This window comes from Pseudophaeobacter sp. 1A09344 (assembly GCF_041008745.1).
GTDB classification, from domain to species: domain Bacteria; phylum Pseudomonadota; class Alphaproteobacteria; order Rhodobacterales; family Rhodobacteraceae; genus Phycobacter; species Phycobacter gallaeciensis_A.
On record NZ_JAXGFS010000006.1, the window covers coordinates 292,477 to 311,863 of the forward strand.

Here is a 19,387-nt window from a genome sequence, read left to right on the forward strand (position 1 = left end):
TCAATGAGAGGGCGGCAGCCGGTGAAGCGGCACCAGCCCGGACAAGGGTGAAAGAAGCGCGGCGCGGATGCGGGTCCAGAAAGCCCCCAGCGCCACAAGGAACACGCCCAGAACCAGAATGGTCGATGCGGCGCCTTCGCCGTCGAACACCGTTCCGGCCAGGGTCACGCTATAGCCGATCGCGGCAATCAGGAATGACCGCCGGTCGATCACGATGGCAACAAAGGCAAAGGCCAACAGCACGGCCAGCAGCAGCAGATGCGCGCCGCTGCTGCCGTTTTCCAGCAGGCTGAGCGCGATGGTATTGACCAGCGCCGGGGCAGCGACCACGTGCAGCCAGAACCCCTGCGCCGAGCGCCGGGTGACCCGGTGCGGATCGCTCATGTCGAAGACCATCGCCACGACAAAGACCGCAAGGCCCACCAACAGCGTGATCCAGGCGAAGGGACCGCTGGCCGACAGTAGGAAGAAATCGCCGATATCGGCGGGGGTACCCATGCGGATCGCCCCCATCAGCAGTGCCAGTGCAAAAACGCCAAGCGCGATCAGGGCCATGGCAAAGGGCACCCGGAACCGCAGCCAGTAGATGGCGATGGCGACCGTGGTCAGCGCGAATGGCAGCTGCATGCTGGAATAATCGGTCTGGGCAATCATGAAGGGCTGGGAAAACTGCGCCGACAGCCCTGCCCCGGCATTCAGCGCCCAGAGGACAGACAGCGCAATGGCCGGCGCCACCATACGTCGGCGGCGGATGAAATATTCTGACAGCGCCCACAGAACCGCGGCGCCGATCACCGCGGCGGTGACCGTCTTGCTTTGATATCCGCCCAGGCTGCCCGCCAGCATTGCTGCCGTGACCGCCGCCCATCCGGAGGCGAGGATCAGCAGCCCGATGACGATGAAGATCTCGTTGAACCCCTTGAATAGCTCAAACGGTTCATCGCCTTCTGCCAGGTTTTCACGCGCGCCCCGGCGGCTGTCGGCCAGCGCCAGCAGCGAGGCAGCCTGCGCCTCGCTCAGCAGGCCCGATCCCACGGCGGCGCGCAGATCATCGCGGTCGATGCCGGACACCCTATTTCTCCGGGCTGATGGTTTCGACGGTCAGCCTGCCGTTGGTGTAAACGCAGATATCGGCGGCGATCGCCATGGATTCGCGGGCCACGGTTTCCGCCGATTTGTCACTGTCCATCATCGCGCGGGCCGCCGCGAGGGCGAAATTGCCGCCCGAACCGATGGCGGCTACGTCATGTTCCGGCTCCAGCACATCGCCGGCGCCAGTGATGACCAGAAGGTCCGTTCCATCGCTGACGATCAGCATCGCTTCGAGCTTTTGCAGGTATTTGTCGGTGCGCCAGTCCTTGGCCAGTTCGACGCTGGCGCGCGCCAGTTGGCCCGGCGTTGCTTCCAGCTTGGCCTCAAGCCGCTCCAGTAGGGTAAAGGCATCTGCGGTGGAGCCGGCAAAGCCCGCGACCACGTCATAGCCGCCGGGGGACAGGCGGCGAACCTTGCGGGCGCTGCCCTTGATCACGGTCTGGCCCAGCGACACCTGCCCATCACCGGCAATCACCACAAGCCCGTCTTTCTTGACACCGATAATGGTGGTCCCGTGCCAGCCGGGGAATTGATCGTCTGCCATGCATGCCTCCAGTGTTGTTGCAGCCATATATGGGCGTTGGGTCCTTATTGCTCAACCGGGTATCTGACCTGCGGCTGCCTTTGCCCAATCTATTGCCGTGCCTAGCCTTCAACTTGCGTTGATCCATCTGGCGGGCAGGGGGCTGTTGACGGGGTTCCTGACCCGAAAACTATGAGAGATGCAGGGCAAACCCATGCGTTATCAAATGATTGCAAGCCAGGCGATGAAACGGCAAAGCATGCCAAAGGATGGATCGGCGTTCGGCCCCGGGCAAATGTGCCGATCGGCGGCCGTTATCAAACCCGCTGATGCGCCCCTTGCACTGTATTAGAAGAGCGGATCACGGCGTTAACAAACTGATCATTTGTTATGCAATAGGCGCAGATCGGGACTGTCAAACGGGCAATTGTGAGACTCACCCGCCTCTCCTACATGGGCGATAACACCGGCATGGGGCCGGTTGTTTTGTTACAGGACCCATAAAATGGCCACAACAGCAAATATCCATGCACCCCTCGGTGCGGTTGCCGTCCTCCGCATCGTCGACACCGTTCTGAACGCAAAAGCTGCCTTCGCAGAAGCCCGTGAAGCCCGCATCACCCGCCGTGCGCTGTACCGTCTGTCCGACGTCCAGCTGGCCGATATCGGTCTGACCCGCGAAGACATCTCGAAGATCTGATAGGCAGACCTTCACATGACCTTATACAGCTAGCAAAGCCGTCCGAACCCGGACGGCTTTGTGCATTTCAGGGGGCTTTTATTCCGACCACCTGTAGCGTCCGGCCAGATCGGGCAGCCAGGCCTCGACCGCAGCCGTTGCGATGACATGCGGCGCCTTGCCATCCACACCCGCCACATCCAGCCCCCCGAAGACGGCCCGCACTTTTGCCCGGCCACGCGGCAGATCGGCGGCCAGCAGATCACAGTCCACCGCTTCGGGCTTTTGCACGGCAATAGTCACCTCAACCCGCATTTCGGAATGATCGATGCCCAGTTCGGAAAACAGGGTGATCGAGGAATGATGCAGCGCATCCTGCACCGCACGCCGGGCCGCCTTGGTGTAGTCCTGCCCATAAAGATCGTTGCCGGTGCCCATTTCCAGAATGATACGTTTCTCCGTCATCACACCGTCTCCATTTCAAAAGAGACAATGACGGCGGCATTGGCGATGACCGTCTTACCGCCACCCGGTTTGTCGATATCCAGACCACCTTTGGTGATGCGGATGTCGGGGCGGCCATAGGGAAAGATCTCCTTCAGCGCATCGGCATTCACGGAGCCCGGCTGCTGCACCCCGATTTCGGCGTCGATGATCATGGCTTCCTTCGGGAAATCGAACAGTTCGGCCATGTTGACCGAATTGTGCCACAGGGCATCCCTGATCGCGCGTTTTGCCGCTTCGGTGTAATCTGCGCGGCGCAGGGATGTGCCCATGCCGAATTCCACCAGTACCCGCGTTTTGGCCATGACGGTCCTCCTGTCTGTTTGCGGCCACTTTGACGGGGATCGGAGGCAAGGAAAAGGGGCGCCTTTCAGGGTCCGGTGCCTGCGGGAGCTGCAATTGCGACTCCATCCCGTCGCTGTGGCGCTAGAGCGAACCGCAGCATGCGGAGACAAGCTGGGCAACCGTCAGAGGAGGGCGCCGACATGACAGAACACACGCGTCTGAAAGATAGCCCCGAGTGGGATTATCTGCTGCGGGATTTCTATGAGTTCTACCGCCGCCTGCCTGCGGGCGGCAGCGTCAAGATCCGCAGCCATCAGCGCATGGTCCGTGAACGCATCAGCCGGGTTCTGAAATGCAATGCCGAGGTTCGCGCCGGTGCCAGCGTTGATAAACCCGTGACGGCGCACCTGCAGCGGGCGCTCGACAACGGACGGCAGGAACGCCACGGCGCCTTTATCCGCGCGATCGAGGCGGTGCGGCAGCATCTGGTCTGGCAATACGGCTATGAAAAGGTGCCGCGCGGGTTGGAGCGCAAATACGCCTATGCCGAACTGGCCGGTCCCACCGGCCCGGTAATGACCGACGAGGTGATCCTGGGTCTTGTCCTGTTCGCGCCGGGCTGCACCTATCCGGCCCATTCCCATGATGGCATCTCGGAGAGCTATATCTGTCTCTCTGGCGCCGTGTCGGAGAATGATCAGGGGGTCTATGCGCCGGGGTCGCTGATTTTCAACCCGCCGGGACAGCTGCACCGCATCACCGTGGCGGATCATAACCCGTCGCTGCTCTGCTACGCTTGGGTTGGCGATCAGGAGAAACTAGCCAACCAGAAGATGGTGTTCACGCGCGCACCCAAATAGGCGCAGATCACCGGACGGGTTTTATTGCAGGCCCACATGAAAAAGGGCGCCACCGGGGCGCCCTTCAAAAATTCTCGCTTCAGATCCAAGCGGATCAGATGCTTTCGTTGATCCAGCTTTGCAGCGCAGCCTTGGGTGCGGCGCCGGCGCGGTTGGAGACAACCTGACCGTCCTTGAAGATGAACAGCGCCGGGATACCGCGCACGCCCATGGCGGCAGCAGCGTTCGGGTTGCTGTCAACGTCGACCTTGGCGATCTTTACCTTGTCGCCGTATTCGGCTGCCAGCTCTTCCAGAGCGGGGCCGATCTGCTTGCAGGGGCCGCACCATTCGGCCCAGAAGTCTACGACAACGGGAACGGAGGAGTTCTTGACTTCGGCGTCAAAGGTTTCGTCGGTGACGGCTACGGTGGACATGGAAATGTCTCCTGAGATGAGTGGCAACTGGATGCTGAACCTAGGTAGGGCTTAAGGACTCGTCAAGGTTCCCCGTGACGCTGGAAGGTCGGCGTCACAACTTCGTGCGGCAGGGGCATCAGGGTTGCATTGCGAGTCCATATCAGCGCCGTTTCGATGGTTTTGCCGGGGTAGATGCGCCCAAGCGCCAGCGCATAGGCGCCCATTTGCCGCAGCAGCCCGTCGGGACAGTCGGTGGCCGATTGCGGAACGGTTGCGTTTGATTTGAAATCCACCGCCAGAACCCGGTCAGATTCCACGATCAGCCGGTCGATCACCCCGTGCAGGCGGATGCCATCCAGATCGGCCGTCACGGCCACTTCGGACAGGGTGCCGGGGGCAAAGACATGCGCGAGATCGGGATTGCGCAATACAGCGCTTGCCTCCTCCAACAGTTCCCCTTGGTCCTCGCATCCCGCCAGCAGCGCCCGGGCCAGATCCGGCCAGCGGTCCTCTGGCTGTGCGGGCAGATGTTCCAGCAGCAAGTGCAGGTTGGTGCCGCGCGCCTTGGCCGCCTCCTCGTCCAGACCCTGATCGCCAGGCAGCGCCTTGGCGCCGCCCAGATCCGATGGGCTGAGCGTCGGTTCCGGCGCGACATAGGCCGGGGCAGGCTGTGTAAAGACCTGTGGCAGTGTCACTTTCTTTGGCTCGGGGGCGTCGTGGGCGACAAACTCCAGCCCGTCCCAATCGCCATGCTGCAGCCGTAGGCCCGGCCCACCGGGCAGGTCCGTTGCGGCGCCGCCGTCATTCAGAGCCCGTTCGACCATCTGGTACCAGCTGTCACCCTCTTTCGACAGCTCCCCGGCACTGGCGACGATCAGCCACTTCTCTGCCCGCGTTAGTGCCACATACAATAGGCGCAGTCTTTCGTTCTGCTGTTTCTCCTGCGCGGCCTCGCGCGCGGTGAGCATGGCGGCGGGCATCTGATCCTTGGGCACGCGCCACAGCGGCGCGCCTTCGGCCACGATGATCTCGGCATCGCTTGGCGGCTTGCGTTTGGCGGTATCTGGCAGGATCACGATCGGCGCCTCCAGCCCCTTGGAGCCATGCACCGACATCACCCGGATCATATCCCCGGCGGCGCCCATCTGGCGCTTGATCTCAAGATCGTCGGTCTGCATCCAGACAAGAAACCCGGTAAGGCTGGGAATATCGGTGCGTTCATAGGCCAGCGCTTGGGACAGGAGCGCGTTGATTCCGTCCTCTGCCTCTGGGCCAAGGCGGCCCAGCAGGCGCTGGCGGCCCCTGTGACGGGTCAGGATCCGCTCGATCAGATCATAGGGGCGCAGGAAATCGGTCTGGCTGCGCAGATCGTCGATCATTTCCATCGTTTCGGGATATTCCGTGGCCCGATCACGCAGCGCTGCCCACAGATGGCTACCGCCTTTGCGCCGGTGGGCAAGGTCGAACAGCATCTGTTCCGACCAGCCAAAAAGCGGTGATTTGAGCGCGGCGGCCAGCGACAGGCTATCCTCGGGCGTCGCCAGAAACGACAGCAGCGCGGCGATATCCTTGACCGCCAGTTCGGCGCCGACCTTCAGCCGGTCGGCACCCGCGATGGGCAGGCGGGCGGCCTTGCAGGCGCGGATGATTTCGGAAAACAGCTCGGACCGGCGCTGCACCAGGATCAGGAAATCCCCGGCATGTACCGGGCGGCGCTGAAAGGTGCCGCGGGTCGGGCCGTCCTCGGGGATTGTGACCTTGTCGTCGATCATCCGCTTGATCTCGCGGGCGATACGTTCGGCCAGGATCACCGTATGATGACGGGCGCCCGGCCGGTCCACCGGATCGGTCCAGTCGCGGTCTTCCTCCTCATCCAGCTTTTCCACCGCAGGCCAGAGGTCCACGCGCCCCGGCAGATCGGATTTGAAAGCGCGGTGCAACGCGTCCTTGTGAAAGCCGGCGCGGGGGCTGTCCTTGAACACCAGATCGACCAGCCGCAAGATCGCCGCAGAGGAGCGGAAGGAAAATTCCAGCGCCGCATTCTGAAGCGCCGCGCCGGTTTCGGCCAGACGGCGGCCGAATTCTTCCTGCATGCGGTCAAAGGCATCGGGGTCGGCGCCCTGAAAGGAATAGATCGATTGTTTCTTGTCGCCGACCACAAAGATCGTACGCTCCACATCCGATCGCGCGCCGATCCCTGATGTGAACTCCTGCGCCAGTTTTTCGATCACGTCCCATTGTACCGGGCTGGTGTCCTGCGCTTCATCCACCAGGATGTGATCGATGCCACCATCCAGCCGGTAGAGAACCCAGGCCGCCACCGCCGGATCGTTCAGCAGCAGCCGCGCCTTGAGGATCAGATCATCAAAGTCGAGCCAGCCGCGCAGCTGTTTGCGCCGCTCGTATTCCGGCAGGAACACGGCAGCAAAGGCGTGCAGGTCCTCGGATTTCTGCGCCGCTGCCAGCGCCAGCCGTTTGGCACGGGCGTCCTCGACCCGCAGCATGAAAGGCTCCAGCCGATCCATCAGATCGGGGTTGTCCTTTTGCAGCTTCTTGGTCGGAAAGCTGCCGACCTTGGCCGTAAAGGGCGCCTTGGCGCCGGCGCCGGTCAGAAAAACCGACTCTAACACGGGCAGATCGGCCATCTTCGGTGTGGCGATCCCGGCGAGTTTCGCGGCAGCTTTCTGATCGTTGGTGCCGCCGGTTGCCAGCATATCGCGGGTGCGGCTCAGCAGCTCATCTTCTCCACCAAGGAACACCAACGCCTCCAGCGCGGCAGCGTCAAACCCTTCGGTCAGGTCGAACAGTTTCAGCAGGCCCGCGCGGTCCAGCGGCCGGGCAAATTCGGCGCGGCGTTGGCAGATGGCAGCGGTCAGATCGTCGAAATCGCTGCCTGCAACATGCCGGGCCAGCGCCTCGACCAGATGCGCCTCGGGGCCGTTGGCGATGTCCTCGACGATTTCAGCGCGCAAAAGGGTGGCGGCGCGGTCTTCCATTTCGGCGAATTGCGGGCTGACGCCAGCCTCCAGCGGGAAACGGCGCAACAGCGAGGAACAGAAGGAGTGGATCGTCTGGATCTTGAGGCCACCGGGCGTTTCAATCGCGCGGGCAAAGAGCGTGCGCGCCTGCGCCAGTCCCTCGCCCCGGGCCACGTCGCCGGCGCCCAGATCGTCCAGCGCCGCGCTGAGCCTGTCATCGCCCAGCATCGCCCATTCGCCCAGCCGCTGGAACAACCGGTTCTGCATCTCGCTGGCGGCGGCCTTGGTATAGGTCAGGCACAGGATGTGCTGCGGCTGTACGCCTTTCAGCAAGAGCCGCGCCACCCGGTCGGTCAACACCTTGGTCTTGCCCGATCCGGCATTGGCCGCCAGCCAAGTCGAGGCATCGGGCCGCGCGGCGCGAAACTGCGCCTCAGATGCTGCATCGCGGGGGGCGGTCATGTCAGATCCTCCGGCTTTGGCATATCGCTGCGGTCCCATTCGCCAAAGCGCGCCAGATGATCGTAGTCGCCGGCAAAATCGTCCCGGTGAACCATGCGACGGCTGCTATAGCCCTGTTCGGGGTCGAAATAGGCTTCGATCAGTTTCTTCAGCTCAGCCCAGACCTTGGCCGGGGGTTCATCCGCCAGCGGCGCGGGCACTTCCTTGATCGGGGATTTCAGGCCGATGAAGGTCGCGCGCTCGACCCGCGCGGCGCCGTAGTCTTCAAAGGCGCCCTGTTCGGCCATGGCGGCCTCGATCAGCAGCTGTTTGTCAAAGGCGCGCTGTTGTTTGTCGGTCGGTGGATCGCCGGTCTTGTAGTCAAAGATATGCAGGCAACCGCGTTCATCGACGTCGATCCGGTCGGCCTGTCCGGTGATCTGGAAATCGAGCGGCGCAAGGCGAACTCCTCCGCTGATTTCGAACCCCGAAGGGCGCGCAGCGGCGCGGCGGGTCTGCTCACCCGCGACAAAGCTTTCGGCGATACGGGCGATCCTCGCCAGCCACAGGCTGCGGGCAACGGGCCAGGGGACCTCTGCCTGCAACTGGCTGCGGGTGCGCGCGATCAGCTCTTCCGGGGTCAGCAGCTCCGGGTTGTCGCGGCTATCGCGGATATAATCCTCAAACACCTTGTGCACCACGATCCCGCGCAACAGCGCATCGGGTTCCCGCATCAACGGGTTCAGCGGTTTCAGGCGCAGCACATGTTTGGCGTAAACCGCATAAGGATCGCGGATCAGGCGCGGGATTTCCGTGACTGACAGCTGTCGCGGACGGGCGGCAACTGGCGGGCGCGGGGCAGGGCGGCTGGCAGGTTCGCTTGGCAGCGGGACCTCCAGCGCCGTTGACCAATCCAGCCATGTCTGCCCGCGTGCGCGCATTGCCTCCAGCGCGGCGCGCCCGCCTTGTTCCGGCAGGCCGCGCAACAGGTTCATCATCCGGTTGAGCCAGCGCGAGGGTACGGTATCTGCCTCTTCCGAGCGTTTGGCACGGGTCAACCAGACCTCAGGCGCGGCCACGGCCTGCTGGAAGTCATGCGCAGAGAGACCGATGCGGCGTTCGGGCAGCAACAGCCCGGCCTGATTGCGCAACTGGCGGTTCAGCCAGGGATCGGGGCTGGCGGCCTCGGGCCAGCTACCCTCGTTGAGGCCGGCCAGAATGACCAGATCGGCGCCTTGAACACGGGCCTCTAGCGTACCCCAGATCATGATCGACCCATAAGGCGCGTCGCGGTCGCGCACCTCTTCCTGCGCCAGCAGCGCGCCCAGAAGATCGGCAAAGTCGCGGGCGCTCATCTCGCCGCCGAATTGCGCGTTCTCTTCCAGATCGGTGATCACCTTCAACGCCTTCTGGCCGGCTTTCTTGTCCCAGAGCGTGCCGCTGCCGCCCAGCTGACTGCCAGAGGCAATGCCTTCGGCGCGGGCGCGCAGGCGGGTGATCCAATCCGTCAGGGACAGGTTGCCCGGGGTGACCTGATCGGCAAATTGTGTCGTCAGCCAGTCGACCCAGCCGGGGATCAGATCGCGCGTGGTGCCAAAGGCGGCAAAACTGTCTGCATCGGGGAAGGGCGGGCCATTGCGGCGCAGCTCGAGTTCGAAATCGCGGGTATGGCGCAGGTGTTCGCCGCGCGCAGCCTCTGGCCCGTCATGGGTCAGCGGGTGTTTCAGCAGCGTCAGCAGCATGTCCGGCGTCAGCACGTGGCAGAACAGCTCGGCCACGTGGCGCAGGAAACGGCCCGGCGGAGACAGTTGCAGCGGCTGACCGGCGGAATCATCCGGCAGGATGTCCCAGCGGTCCAGCGCCGCCGACACCTGCCGCGTCAGCATCCGGTCGGGGGTGATCAGCGCCGCGGTCTGGCCATCCTCGGCGGCCTGCCGCAGACGCAAAGCGATGGTGAGCGCCTCGGATCTGGGGCTTGGCGCTTCGACAAGGGTGATGGTCTCGGCAGCGCGGTCGATATCGGTCAGCTGCGGTCCTTCGCTCATCCAGGCGTCGGTGACGGGGGCAGGGCGCAGCGCCAGCGACACCAGCCGGTTGCGGGCCGGAAACGGTGGGGTTTCATCTGTCCAGGGTTCAACATCACGCGGCGTGAGCTCCAGATCCTTCATCAGCCGGTAGAACCGGTATTGCGGGTGGTCTTCGGAGATCAGCGGATCATCAAGGCCGGACCAGACGTGATCGGGCTGGTCGAAATCGAACCCCGGCAGGATCACCGCGCCCTGCGGCAGGCGGGCGATGGCTTCCATCAGCATCAGCGTGGTACCGCGCGAGCCGGTGGAGCCGGCCAGGATCACCGGGTGTTGCGGCGGTGCGCTCTGCCACTGGTCGATCAGGTTCAGAACCACCTGCCGCTGGCGGGCTTCCTTGTCCATGGCATCGTCGTGGCGGTCGACAAAATCATCTGCGATCCCGATGAAGGCCTGCGCGCGCGCCCAATGCCCGGACATGTCCGAGACATCAAGATTGCGGATGGTGTCGGTGCTGACGCCTTCGCCCTGCATTTCGTCGATCAACGCCGCCAGACTGTCGGAGAGATCGAAAAGCGAGGCCCGCGCGGCAAGATCCGGCTGCGCGTCCAGCAGTTTCGCGATCAGCTGCGACAGCTCCAACCGGCGCCTGAGCGAGGGCAGAGCAGGTGGCAGGCCGTGCAGGGTGGCGCGCTGTGCCAGATCGGTCAGCAGCGACAGGCGTGGCAGCAGCAGGGTGGGACCTGCGTCAAACAGATCGCGCACCCGGCGCTGCATGCGGGCGGTGTTGACGATCACCTCGGCGCGGGCCAGCGCCTCGGGCGGGAGGCCAGCGCTGCGCGCGATTAGGCCGTTCACTAGCGCCCGCGGGAAATCGACACCGCAGGGCAGGGCGAACAGGCGCGGTTTGTCCTGTGGTTCAAACATCGTCATGTGCCAGCAATTGCTCCGCCAGGGTGATGCCTTCGGGGTGGCCCACATCGCACCAGTGGCCGGGATATTCGAGGGCGTACAGCCGTTTTTCCTCGATCATCGGGTTCCATAGCAGGCGGGTGGAAAAGGCGGCCTCGTTGATGCTCTGCAATCCGTCTGTCTTGAGGATCTGCACACCGCCCCAGACCAGATCGCCGCCCCATGAAATGCGCCCCGCCGCGTCGGCCGAGAAATCACCGCCGCCCTTCCGCCCCACAGCGCGCGCCAGCGGTACGCAGAGCATGAGGCCGTCCATCTGCGCGGGATCCCAAGCCGCGCGCAGCATTTCAAAGGGGTTCGGCCCAGCCCAGATCGCATCGGAGTTTGAGGTGTAAACGGGACCATCACCCAGAAGGGGCAGCGCATGGCGCAGACCGCCGCCGGTATCCAGGATCTCCGGCTGTTCGTTGCTGATCAGAACGCCCTGCGATTTCAGGTGCTCCTGCAGGATCTCTGCCTTGTAATGGGTGTTGACCACGATCCGCGCGGGCTGCACCGCGTGGGCCAGATCCAGCGTGTGGTCGATCAGGGGCCGCCCGGCAACCGGGATCATCGGTTTCGGCAGATTCCGGGTCAGCGCCTTCATCCGGGTGCCAAAGCCGGCCGCGTAGATCATTACTGCTTCGGGGGATAGCGCCGCCATTATCGCAGCCTGTCCAGGTTTTCGGGGCTGGGTGGGGGTAGATCACTGCGCAGCCAATCCGCCAGAGGCGCAAGGGCGGGGTGCTCCAACCCGCGCATGACATGGCCCCAGACGCGCGGGATCAGATCCAGATACTGCGGCTTGCCGCCTTCCTGCGACAGCCGCGCAAAAATGCCTAGGATACGCAGGTTTCGCTGCACGCCGATCACCGTATAGGCGGTGCGGAACCCGGAGGGATCGACACCGGTGACCTCAATGTAGTGATCGATCATCTGCATCTCGACCCCGGCGGGCACATCGCGGCGGGCGTCCTGCAGGAGCGAGACCAGATCATAGGCCGGATGACCGGTGCGGGCGTCCTGAAAATCGATGATGCCGACGCGGGCGATCCCGTCCCGATCCGGCAGCCACAGCAGGTTCTGGGCATGAAAATCCCGGTGCACAAAGACGGCGTCGCCCTTGACGCTGTGGCGCAGGATGTCTTCGAACTGATCTTCGAACCGGTTGGTCAGCACGCTGTCCTCCTGCCCGGTGATGCCGCTTCGGTAGGTTGTCATCACAAGGCTGGCCATTTCCGCCATGACACGCGGACCAAGCGGCTCCAGATCGGGCAGCGGCGCCTGATGCAGCGCAATCAGAAGATCGGTTGCGGCCCGGTAGAGGGACATTTCCTGACTGGGATCCTGTTCGATCACGCTGCTGAACAGCCCGTCGCCGAGGTCCTCAATCAGCAGGAAGCCGTGTTCTGAGTCCTCAGCCAGAATTTCGGGCGCGCTCACGCCCTGTTCGTGCAGGTATTCGGCGATCTGAACGAAGGGGCGGATATCCTCGCCCTTTTCTGCCGGGGCATCCATCAGCACCGCAGAGCCGCCGTGTGGGCCGATCAGCCGTTCATAGCGGCGCATCGAGGCATCGCCGGCCAACGGGCGGCGTTCCCAGCTGCCGTATCCGGCGCCCGACAAAAAGGCGGAGATCAGCTCTGTTCGGTCTGTCATGAAAAAACTTGCTCCATCAGGGGCTGCCATCTGTCATCGCTCCACCGCAGGGTCAGCAGACGAGCATCTTCGCTATCGGGGTCCAGTGCAAACGTCAGGTGCAATGCGTGCTGCGGCGCCAGCTCCTCCAGTCGGTCGGGCCATTCGACCAGGGTGATCGCGGTGTCAAAGGCGGCGAGCAGCCCCAGTTCTTCGACCTCATCAAGCGACGACAGGCGGTAAAGATCCGCATGCCACAGCTCACCCGCCGGGACCTCGTAGGTCTGGACCAGCGTGAAGGTGGGAGAGGGGACATCTTCGGGGATGTCCTGCAACGACTGGATCAGGTGGCGGGCGAAATGCGTCTTGCCGGCGCCGATGGGACCTTCCAGAAGCAGGCAATCGCCCGGGCAGAGGGCCCCGGCGATTTTTTGTGCCAGATCGGCGGTATTTTCGGCCGAAGCCAGAGTGCAGGAATGAGGACTTTTGATCATGGCGCCACAATGGCGTCAGGCGTCATGCGCTGCAAGCGGGATTGCCCTTGGGGGTGCCCGGCTTGCAGTCCTGCTCAGCTGTGATCAGAGATGGCAAAGCGTTCCTGTTCGGCGCAGGGCAGGCTGGTCTGCGGATTGCAGAAGCTGACCATGGTGGCGCCGTTCTGGATGCCGGTGACCTTGCACATCAGCGGCGTGCCGTCGCGCAGTTTCACATTTGCCCACCAGGGGTCGCGCGCATCGCTGGCTGCGACGAAATCGCGGATCTCTCCCCAAGCCGGTGTCGGGGCGCAGGTGTCCTGCCAGACGCGGCTGGCATCCATGATCGACACTTTGGCAAAGCTGGCGTCTGGGTCCATTTTCCACATCTGATGATAGGCGGCGTTGGAGAAAGTCATGCTGCCATCATTTGCAAAGACGGCGATGGCTTCGTCCATCTGGTCCATGATCGACTGCCCCATTTCCAGCTCCGAGCGGAACTGACGCGTCAGGGTCACTTCGGCGGTGATGTCCTCGAACAGGAAGGCAATGGCACCATCGGGATGCGGGCGGCCAGAGACAGAATAGACCGAACCCGAGGGCAGCGACCATGTTTCCTTGTACCGGCCTTCAGCAGCGGCCTCGAGCAGGTCTTCGAACTGGTGGCGCCAGCTGGAGTAATTCTTGGGCTCGGGCATCATGCGCTGGTCGCGCAGACGGTCGAAAAAGCTCATCAGGTTGGGACGGGAGCTGAGGAAATCGGGCGGCAGCGCGGTCAGGTCGATCAGCACCGGGTTGAACAGGACCAGCTGACGGTTGCGATCAAAGATGGCCAGACCAATGGACAGCTGGGCAAAGGTTTTTGCCAGAGTCTGCACAAAGTTGCGCTGGGCGATTTCAGCATCCACCACCGCATTCACATCGACAGCGTGACACAGCCAGCCGGCTTCGGTTTCGGTGGTCGAAATGTTGTACCACAGCTGCTTGTTGCTGTCGGGCAGCGGGATGGAAATCCGTTCCGGTTTGCCGCTGGATTTGGGTTCGTCAAGATCGGTGAACAGCGGCTCGGAGCTATCGACATCACGTCCACGGATTTTATGGGTAAGGTTGTCATAGGCCAGGTTGGACCAGGTGATCGCGCCTTCATCCGATTGCAGCCAGACCGGATAAGGGGCCTGATGCACGGCGGCGCGCAGGGTGGTCAGTTCCTGATCCTGCGATCTGTTCTGCTCTTCCAGGGTCGAGCGGCGCAGCTGCACGCGGGTGATACCGTCGATCCATTCACAATGCGCTTCGCGGCTTTCGGCGGATTCGGTGCCCGACAGGACAAGGGGACCGACATCTTTCAGAAATCCGGGCGATTGCGGCAGGCCGGGGTAATTGCGCGCCAGCTGGTCGCGCAGCATGTTCCAGCTGAACGCCTCGGCGTGTTCGCCAATGAATTTGCGTGCGCCCGAGGACCAGCCGATCAGGTTGGTGTCGTCAAACAGGAAGACCGCATCAGTACGCCCGTCGCTGGACAGCAGATCCTGCTCCAGCGATTTGGAGCGCGCGCCGGGAGACAGCCACCACACAGCGGCCGCGGCTGTGGCGGCGCAGAGGGTTGCCAAGATTAGCCATTCGATTGAAACGATGTTCTGCATGTTGTCCTGCCTTGCTCGCGTATCGCTTTATCAATGGTTGCTTAAAAATGGTTAAATGAAGTTTAATTGGTTGCTAAAAAGTGAACAGTTAAATTTCAATTCTCTGGTTTTTCCCGGTTGGAACGGCATTTTCGCCCTTGAGCGCGTCGACTTTGTCACGCGGCCAGGAGACTTCGACGATGGCACCCCGGCGTTCTTTTGGCAGTATTAGTCCGGGAAGCGGGGCCGATCCATTGGTAAACCGCAGGTTGGCGCCGCTGCGTTCCAGCAGGGTTTTGGCGATGAACAGGCCCAGCCCCATGCCTTCGTAACCGGGGCGTTTGCGCCGATCAGATCCGCTGCGCCGTCGTTTCATGAAGGGATCGCCGATCCGGCCCAGCATCTGAGAGGGGAACCCGCGCCCGTCGTCGCTGATCCGAACCTCGATTTTTTCGTCGTCCCAGGCGGCGTCGATCCAGACGGTGCTGCCCGCGAAATCCACCGCGTTCTGTACCAGATTGCGCAGTCCGTGGATGATCTCGGGTTTGCGCAGGATGGTGGGTTGCTGCAGGCTGCCGTCCTCCAGCGGGGCTTCGTGAAAAACGACCGTCGTGCCGCGGTCCATATGCGGTTCGGCTGCCTCGTGGATGACGGTCGAGAGCGGCGCCTGGCGCAGATGCAAGTCGTCCTTGCCGGCCCGGCCCATGCTGCGCAGGATATCGCGGCAGCGGTCCGCCTGTTCCCGGATCAGGGCGGCGTCTTCGCGCAGGTCGGGGCGGTCGTCCAATTCATCCAACAGTTCGGCACTGGCCAGTTTTATGGTGGCCAGCGGTGTGCCAAGTTCATGCGCGGCGGCAGCGACCACGCCGCCAAGGTCGGTCAGCTTTTGCTCACGCGACAGGGCCAGCTGGGTGGCAGAAAGCGCGTCCGACATGCTGCGGATCTCGGTGCTGATCCGGAAGGAGTAGAACCCGATGAACAGGATGGCGATGACGATGGCGGTCCAGTTGCCAAAGACAAAGACATCCGGAACCCGCAGCAGGAACCCCTGTTCGGTGCGCAGGGGAATATGAAATTCGGCCATCAGTGTTACCAGCATGATGGCAGTACCGCCAATGATCAGGGTTGAGCGCAGCCCCATCATGGCAGCGGAAATCGTCACCGGCGCCAGAACCAGCAGGGCAAAGGGATTGTGCAGACCGCCGGTCAGGCTCAACAAAAACGCCAGCTGCATCAGATCGAACAGTACCATCAGGAAGTTTTCGAATTCCGATAGGCGCTTGTTCTCGGGGAACATCAGGGTGGCGACAAGATTTCCGGTGACCGCGATGCCGACCGCCAGAAAACATAGCGGCAGCACCAGTTGCAGATTGTACATGTACTGCGCCACCAGGATCGCAATGATCTGCCCGGCGATGGCCACCCAGCGCAGCAGGATCAGGGTCCGCAAACGGATCCAGTGGCTGCGTTCCTGGCCATGCATCAGGCCGAATTGGGTCTCGCTCATCTGGGCCTCCTGATCTGCGGCGCATTATCACGTTCCCGCGCCGATCGGCGGTGTGACGCCGTGTGCAGTTGCATCGGCTGAGTTTCTTGATAGGTCTCGCGCCCGAAACGATCAACAACCCTTCCCGTTCGCAAAGTGTGATCACATGACCCGCCTATATGCCCTTCTTGCTGCCCTGTTCATTGCTGCTCTTGCCGGCGGCACCTGGTTCCTGACCCGCCCAGGGGACAGCGATGACAAATTCGCCCAGTGCCGCAGCAGTAAGATTGCCGGTGGCGCCGATACCATTGGCGGGCCGTTCGAACTGGTCAATTCCAAGGGTGAGACGGTTACCGACAAGGATGTCATTACCGAACCATCGCTGCTGTACTTTGGCTATACCTTCTGCCCCGACGTCTGCCCGCTGGATGTGTCCCGCAACGCCGAGGCCATCGATGTGCTGGATGAACGCGGTTACAGCGTGACACCGGTGTTCATCTCGATCGACCCGGACCGCGACACCCCCGAGGTGGTTGGCGATTTTGCCTACAACATGCATGAAAAGATGATCGGTCTCACCGGATCGGCCGAGCAGGTCAAGGCGGCCAGCCAGGCCTACAAGACCTATTACAAGAAACAGGACGGGGATGAGGACTATTATCTGGTCGATCATTCCACCTTTGCCTATCTGGTGCTGCCTGAGGACGGTTTCGTCGAATTCTTCCGCCGCGATGAGACGCCCGAGCAGGTGGCAGACAAGATCGGCTGTTTCATTGATAACATGTAACGGTGTCTGGCATTTGACCTTTGCCACCCGGCGTTTAATATCCAAAACAAGAATTTGCTGAACGAACGCGGAGGAGCGGGCATGGTCGAAGCGACGCAAAGGGACATCGGACCCGACAAATCGCTCTTGTTGGTCGATGATGATGAACCGTTTCTGCGCCGCCTGGCCAAAGCGATGGAAAAGCGCGGTTTCGAGATTGAGACCGCCGGATCTGTCGCCGCTGGCAGCGCCATCGCCACCGCCCGGCCCCCAGCCTATGCGGTTGTCGATCTGCGGCTGGAGGATGGCAACGGTCTGGATGTGGTCGAGGTGATCCGAGAAAAACGTCCCGACAGCCGGGTTGTGGTGCTGACCGGATATGGCGCCATTGCCACCGCCGTTGCTGCGGTGAAGATCGGCGCCACCGATTACCTGTCGAAACCGGCGGATGCGACCGATATCACCAATGCGCTCTTGGCCTCGGCGGATGAACTGCCGCCGCCACCGGAAAACCCGATGAGCGCGGACCGCGTGCGCTGGGAGCATATTCAGCGCATCTATGAACTCTGCGACCGCAACGTGTCCGAAACCGCTCGGCGGCTGAACATGCACCGGCGGACCTTGCAGCGGATCCTCGCCAAACGCAGCCCCAAGTAAAGGCAACCCCCAGGCGAGGACCACACATGACAGAGCATGGCGCCGGACCCGAAGATCAGCCGTTGCCCGACGGGGGCTGGTCCGAGGAGATTGAGACCCTGCGCGGTGCCTGCGTGATCCCGCCGGTCGACAGTGCGCTGGTGCAAAAGGCCGGCGTGTTGACTGCCTCTGGTGATTACTGCGCCAAGGCCGCGCTCTGGCGCAAATACCGCCCGATCACCGTGCAGCCCGACCCGCCGAGTGAGGTCAACGCAACCCTGCCGGGGCGCTGGCTCTGGGGCGGGGTGCTCTGGGCGCATTTCGGGCATTTCCTGGTGGAAAGCTCGTCCCGGCTCTGGGCGCTGCCACATCTGGATCAGCCGGTGGACGGCATCCTGTTCATCCCCAAACGCCCGGCTGTGGGCGATGAAACGCGCGGCTTTCAGCGCGAGTTCATCAATCTCTTTGCGCCGGGCCTGCCAATCCGGGTTGCGGCTGAACCGACCCGGGTTGAGGAACTGGTGGTGCCAGGGCAGGGGTTTGGCCTTGGCCATATCACTCGTGGCACCCGCAAGTTCCGCAATGCGGTGCACAGCCGCTTTGCCCGGGATGTGACCCCTGAAGGCCCTGAAAAGCTCTATATCTCCCGTTCGAAACTGGGCCTCAGCAAGGGCGGTCTTCTGGGCGAAGAGCAGATGGAAGAGCTGCTTCAGGCCGAAGGCTACGAGATCTTCCACCCGCAGGAGCACAGCCTGACCGAGCAACTGGCGCGCTACAAGGCGGCGAAACGGGTGATCGCGGCGGATGGCTCGGCGCTGCATCTCTTTGCCATGGTAGGAAGGCCGGATCAGAAGGTCGCGATGGTCCTGCGGCGCCAATCCGGCGCCAATAATCTGCTGGCGATGAATGTAGCGCATTTCTGCAAATGCAATCCGTTGGTGATTGGCGCGCTTCGCACTGAATGGGTGCCGGTCAACAAGCCAAAGTCGAGCCGCAACAGCTTTGGCGAGATCGACCATTCGGTGATCGGCCGGGCTCTTGCCACGCATGGATTCATTTCTGCTGATGCGCAATGGCCGGTGCTGAGCGACGATCAGCGGCAACAGATCCTTGTCGAAAAGGGGCTTGGCGGCAGCGACCGTTTCGTGGAATCGCCCGAATTCAAACAGCAGCGGATCCGCGAAATGCGCCGCGCCCGTCGGGCCAGGCGGGCGGCCAAAACCGCCAACGCCTGAGGTAGTGGCCTAAAGCTGCGCCAGCAACTCTGCGTGGCGGCTGACAAAATCACGGCGCACCTCGACCGGCGGGCGCAGGTCGATAGACAGATCGCCCGTGATCTGCGGGTCGATGCTGCCAAAGAACTTGTTGGCCTCCGTCTCCGAAAACCCGGCGATCTGCACCGCCTCCATCCATGCGCTGATTTTGTCGGCGCGCTTGATCTTGGACTTGATGGTTTTTGGCAGGGCGGCGGGCAGGCCGAAACGGACATGGATGGCCGTAGTCAGCCGCTGATCCAGATCCTCATACCCGGGACCGACTGCTGCCTTCACCGGGGATATCATGTCGCCGATGACATATTCCGGGGCATCGTGCAGCAGCGCGGCCAGGCGCCATTTCACGGGCGCCTTGGGGTAAAGACGGGCGAACAAGCTCTCGACCAGCAGCGAATGTTCGGCTACCGAATAGGCGAAATCACCCTTGGTTTGCCCGTTCCAGCGCGCCACAAAGGCCAGCCCGTGGGCGATATCCTCGATTTCAATGTCGACGGGCGTGGGATCCAGAAGATCCAGTCGGCGCCCTGACAGCATGCGTTGCCAGGCGCGGGCAGGTTTTGGAGGCATCGGTCGGGTCCGGCTCTTACAGAGGTTCTACCTGTGCCTAGCCGCTTGGCACCCAGCGTGCAAATCCTGAATTGCGTGGCATTTGGTCCGGGGCAACCCTCTGCTCTGGGTGGTTTCATTGCTTGTAAAGCGTTGCGGTGTTAAGTGCGTGGCCAAGTTGAGGCTGAGCCAGAATGGAGTTGCCAATG

The 19,387-nt window shown here is 62.5% G+C and carries 18 protein-coding genes; 5 read left to right on the forward strand and 13 right to left on the reverse strand.

Annotated features, from left to right (window positions below; genetic code table 11):
• Entirely contained in the window at window positions 1–1,071 is a 1,071-nt protein-coding gene (locus SM765_RS12955; protein WP_274835157.1) for a hypothetical protein, read from the reverse strand.
• Window position 1,072: 1 nt separating this feature from the next.
• The gene (gene hslV, locus SM765_RS12960; RefSeq protein WP_065272014.1) at window positions 1,073–1,636 is read right to left on the reverse strand and encodes an ATP-dependent protease subunit HslV; all 564 of its coding nucleotides are present in this window, start codon (window positions 1,634–1,636) and stop codon (window positions 1,073–1,075) included.
• A gap of 484 nt (window positions 1,637–2,120) precedes the next feature.
• On the opposite strand from hslV, the gene SM765_RS12965 reads away from it, so the two are divergent.
• Entirely contained in the window at window positions 2,121–2,315 is a 195-nt protein-coding gene (locus tag SM765_RS12965; protein ID WP_065272015.1) for a DUF1127 domain-containing protein, read from the forward strand.
• A gap of 78 nt (window positions 2,316–2,393) precedes the next feature.
• On the opposite strand, the gene SM765_RS12970 is transcribed toward SM765_RS12965, so the two are convergent.
• Together SM765_RS12970 and SM765_RS12975 are read right to left on the reverse strand one after the other, a co-directional pair.
• Window positions 2,394–2,759, reverse strand: a complete 366-nt coding sequence (locus tag SM765_RS12970) for a Lin0512 family protein (protein ID WP_274835156.1) — start codon at window positions 2,757–2,759, stop codon at window positions 2,394–2,396.
• The gene (locus SM765_RS12975) at window positions 2,759–3,103 is read right to left on the reverse strand and encodes a Lin0512 family protein (RefSeq protein WP_274838042.1); all 345 of its coding nucleotides are present in this window, start codon (window positions 3,101–3,103) and stop codon (window positions 2,759–2,761) included. The genes SM765_RS12970 and SM765_RS12975 overlap by 1 nt, the downstream gene beginning before the upstream one ends.
• Before the next feature lie 180 nt (window positions 3,104–3,283).
• Between SM765_RS12975 and SM765_RS12980 the strand changes: the two genes are divergently transcribed.
• Window positions 3,284–3,943, forward strand: coding sequence for a dimethylsulfonioproprionate lyase family protein (locus tag SM765_RS12980; protein WP_274838041.1), 660 nt, complete (start codon window positions 3,284–3,286; stop codon window positions 3,941–3,943).
• A gap of 94 nt (window positions 3,944–4,037) precedes the next feature.
• Here SM765_RS12980 and trxA read toward each other — a convergent pair whose 3' ends face one another.
• The 8 genes from trxA to regB form a co-directional block, all read right to left on the reverse strand.
• Entirely contained in the window at window positions 4,038–4,358 is a 321-nt protein-coding gene (gene trxA / locus SM765_RS12985; protein ID WP_065272019.1) for a thioredoxin, read from the reverse strand.
• A 62-nt stretch (window positions 4,359–4,420) separates the two neighbouring features.
• Window positions 4,421–7,780 carry a double-strand break repair helicase AddA gene (addA, locus tag SM765_RS12990; protein WP_274838040.1) on the reverse strand — a complete coding sequence of 1,120 codons (3,360 nt, stop codon included), beginning with the start codon at window positions 7,778–7,780 and terminating at the stop codon, window positions 4,421–4,423.
• Window positions 7,777–10,713 (reverse strand): double-strand break repair protein AddB, encoded by a 2,937-nt coding sequence (gene addB, locus SM765_RS12995; RefSeq protein ID WP_274839842.1) that lies wholly within the window; start codon window positions 10,711–10,713, stop codon window positions 7,777–7,779. Before addB ends, addA begins: the two co-directional genes overlap by 4 nt.
• Window positions 10,706–11,401 carry a nucleotidyltransferase family protein gene (locus SM765_RS13000; protein WP_237028357.1) on the reverse strand — a complete coding sequence of 232 codons (696 nt, stop codon included), beginning with the start codon at window positions 11,399–11,401 and terminating at the stop codon, window positions 10,706–10,708. The genes addB and SM765_RS13000 overlap by 8 nt, the downstream gene beginning before the upstream one ends.
• The gene (locus SM765_RS13005) at window positions 11,401–12,396 is read right to left on the reverse strand and encodes an aminoglycoside phosphotransferase family protein (protein WP_274838039.1); all 996 of its coding nucleotides are present in this window, start codon (window positions 12,394–12,396) and stop codon (window positions 11,401–11,403) included. The genes SM765_RS13000 and SM765_RS13005 overlap by 1 nt, the downstream gene beginning before the upstream one ends.
• Window positions 12,393–12,869, reverse strand: coding sequence for a tRNA (adenosine(37)-N6)-threonylcarbamoyltransferase complex ATPase subunit type 1 TsaE (gene tsaE, locus SM765_RS13010; protein WP_065272024.1), 477 nt, complete (start codon window positions 12,867–12,869; stop codon window positions 12,393–12,395). The genes SM765_RS13005 and tsaE overlap by 4 nt, the downstream gene beginning before the upstream one ends.
• A gap of 74 nt (window positions 12,870–12,943) precedes the next feature.
• A complete protein-coding gene (locus SM765_RS13015; protein WP_274838038.1) occupies window positions 12,944–14,491 on the reverse strand; it encodes a PAS-domain containing protein in 1,548 nt (515 codons plus the stop codon).
• Window positions 14,492–14,579: 88 nt separating this feature from the next.
• Entirely contained in the window at window positions 14,580–15,977 is a 1,398-nt protein-coding gene (gene regB, locus SM765_RS13020; protein ID WP_065272026.1) for a sensor histidine kinase RegB, read from the reverse strand.
• A gap of 145 nt (window positions 15,978–16,122) precedes the next feature.
• Between regB and SM765_RS13025 the strand changes: the two genes are divergently transcribed.
• The 3 genes from SM765_RS13025 (at window position 16,123) to SM765_RS13035 (ending at window position 18,593) form a co-directional block, all read left to right on the forward strand.
• On the forward strand, window positions 16,123–16,743 hold the full coding sequence (locus tag SM765_RS13025; protein WP_065272027.1) for an SCO family protein: 621 nt from the start codon (window positions 16,123–16,125) through the stop codon (window positions 16,741–16,743).
• Between the two features lie 81 nt (window positions 16,744–16,824).
• Window positions 16,825–17,379 (forward strand): ActR/PrrA/RegA family redox response regulator transcription factor, encoded by a 555-nt coding sequence (locus SM765_RS13030; protein WP_065272028.1) that lies wholly within the window; start codon window positions 16,825–16,827, stop codon window positions 17,377–17,379.
• Window positions 17,380–17,405: 26 nt separating this feature from the next.
• Window positions 17,406–18,593: a glycosyltransferase family 61 protein gene (locus SM765_RS13035; RefSeq protein WP_368981542.1), complete on the forward strand. Its 1,188-nt coding sequence runs from the start codon at window positions 17,406–17,408 to the stop codon at window positions 18,591–18,593.
• Window positions 18,594–18,602: 9 nt separating this feature from the next.
• On the opposite strand, the gene SM765_RS13040 is transcribed toward SM765_RS13035, so the two are convergent.
• On the reverse strand, window positions 18,603–19,199 hold the full coding sequence (locus SM765_RS13040) for an HD domain-containing protein (RefSeq protein ID WP_274838036.1): 597 nt from the start codon (window positions 19,197–19,199) through the stop codon (window positions 18,603–18,605).
• Window positions 19,200–19,387: the final 188 nt, after the last annotated feature.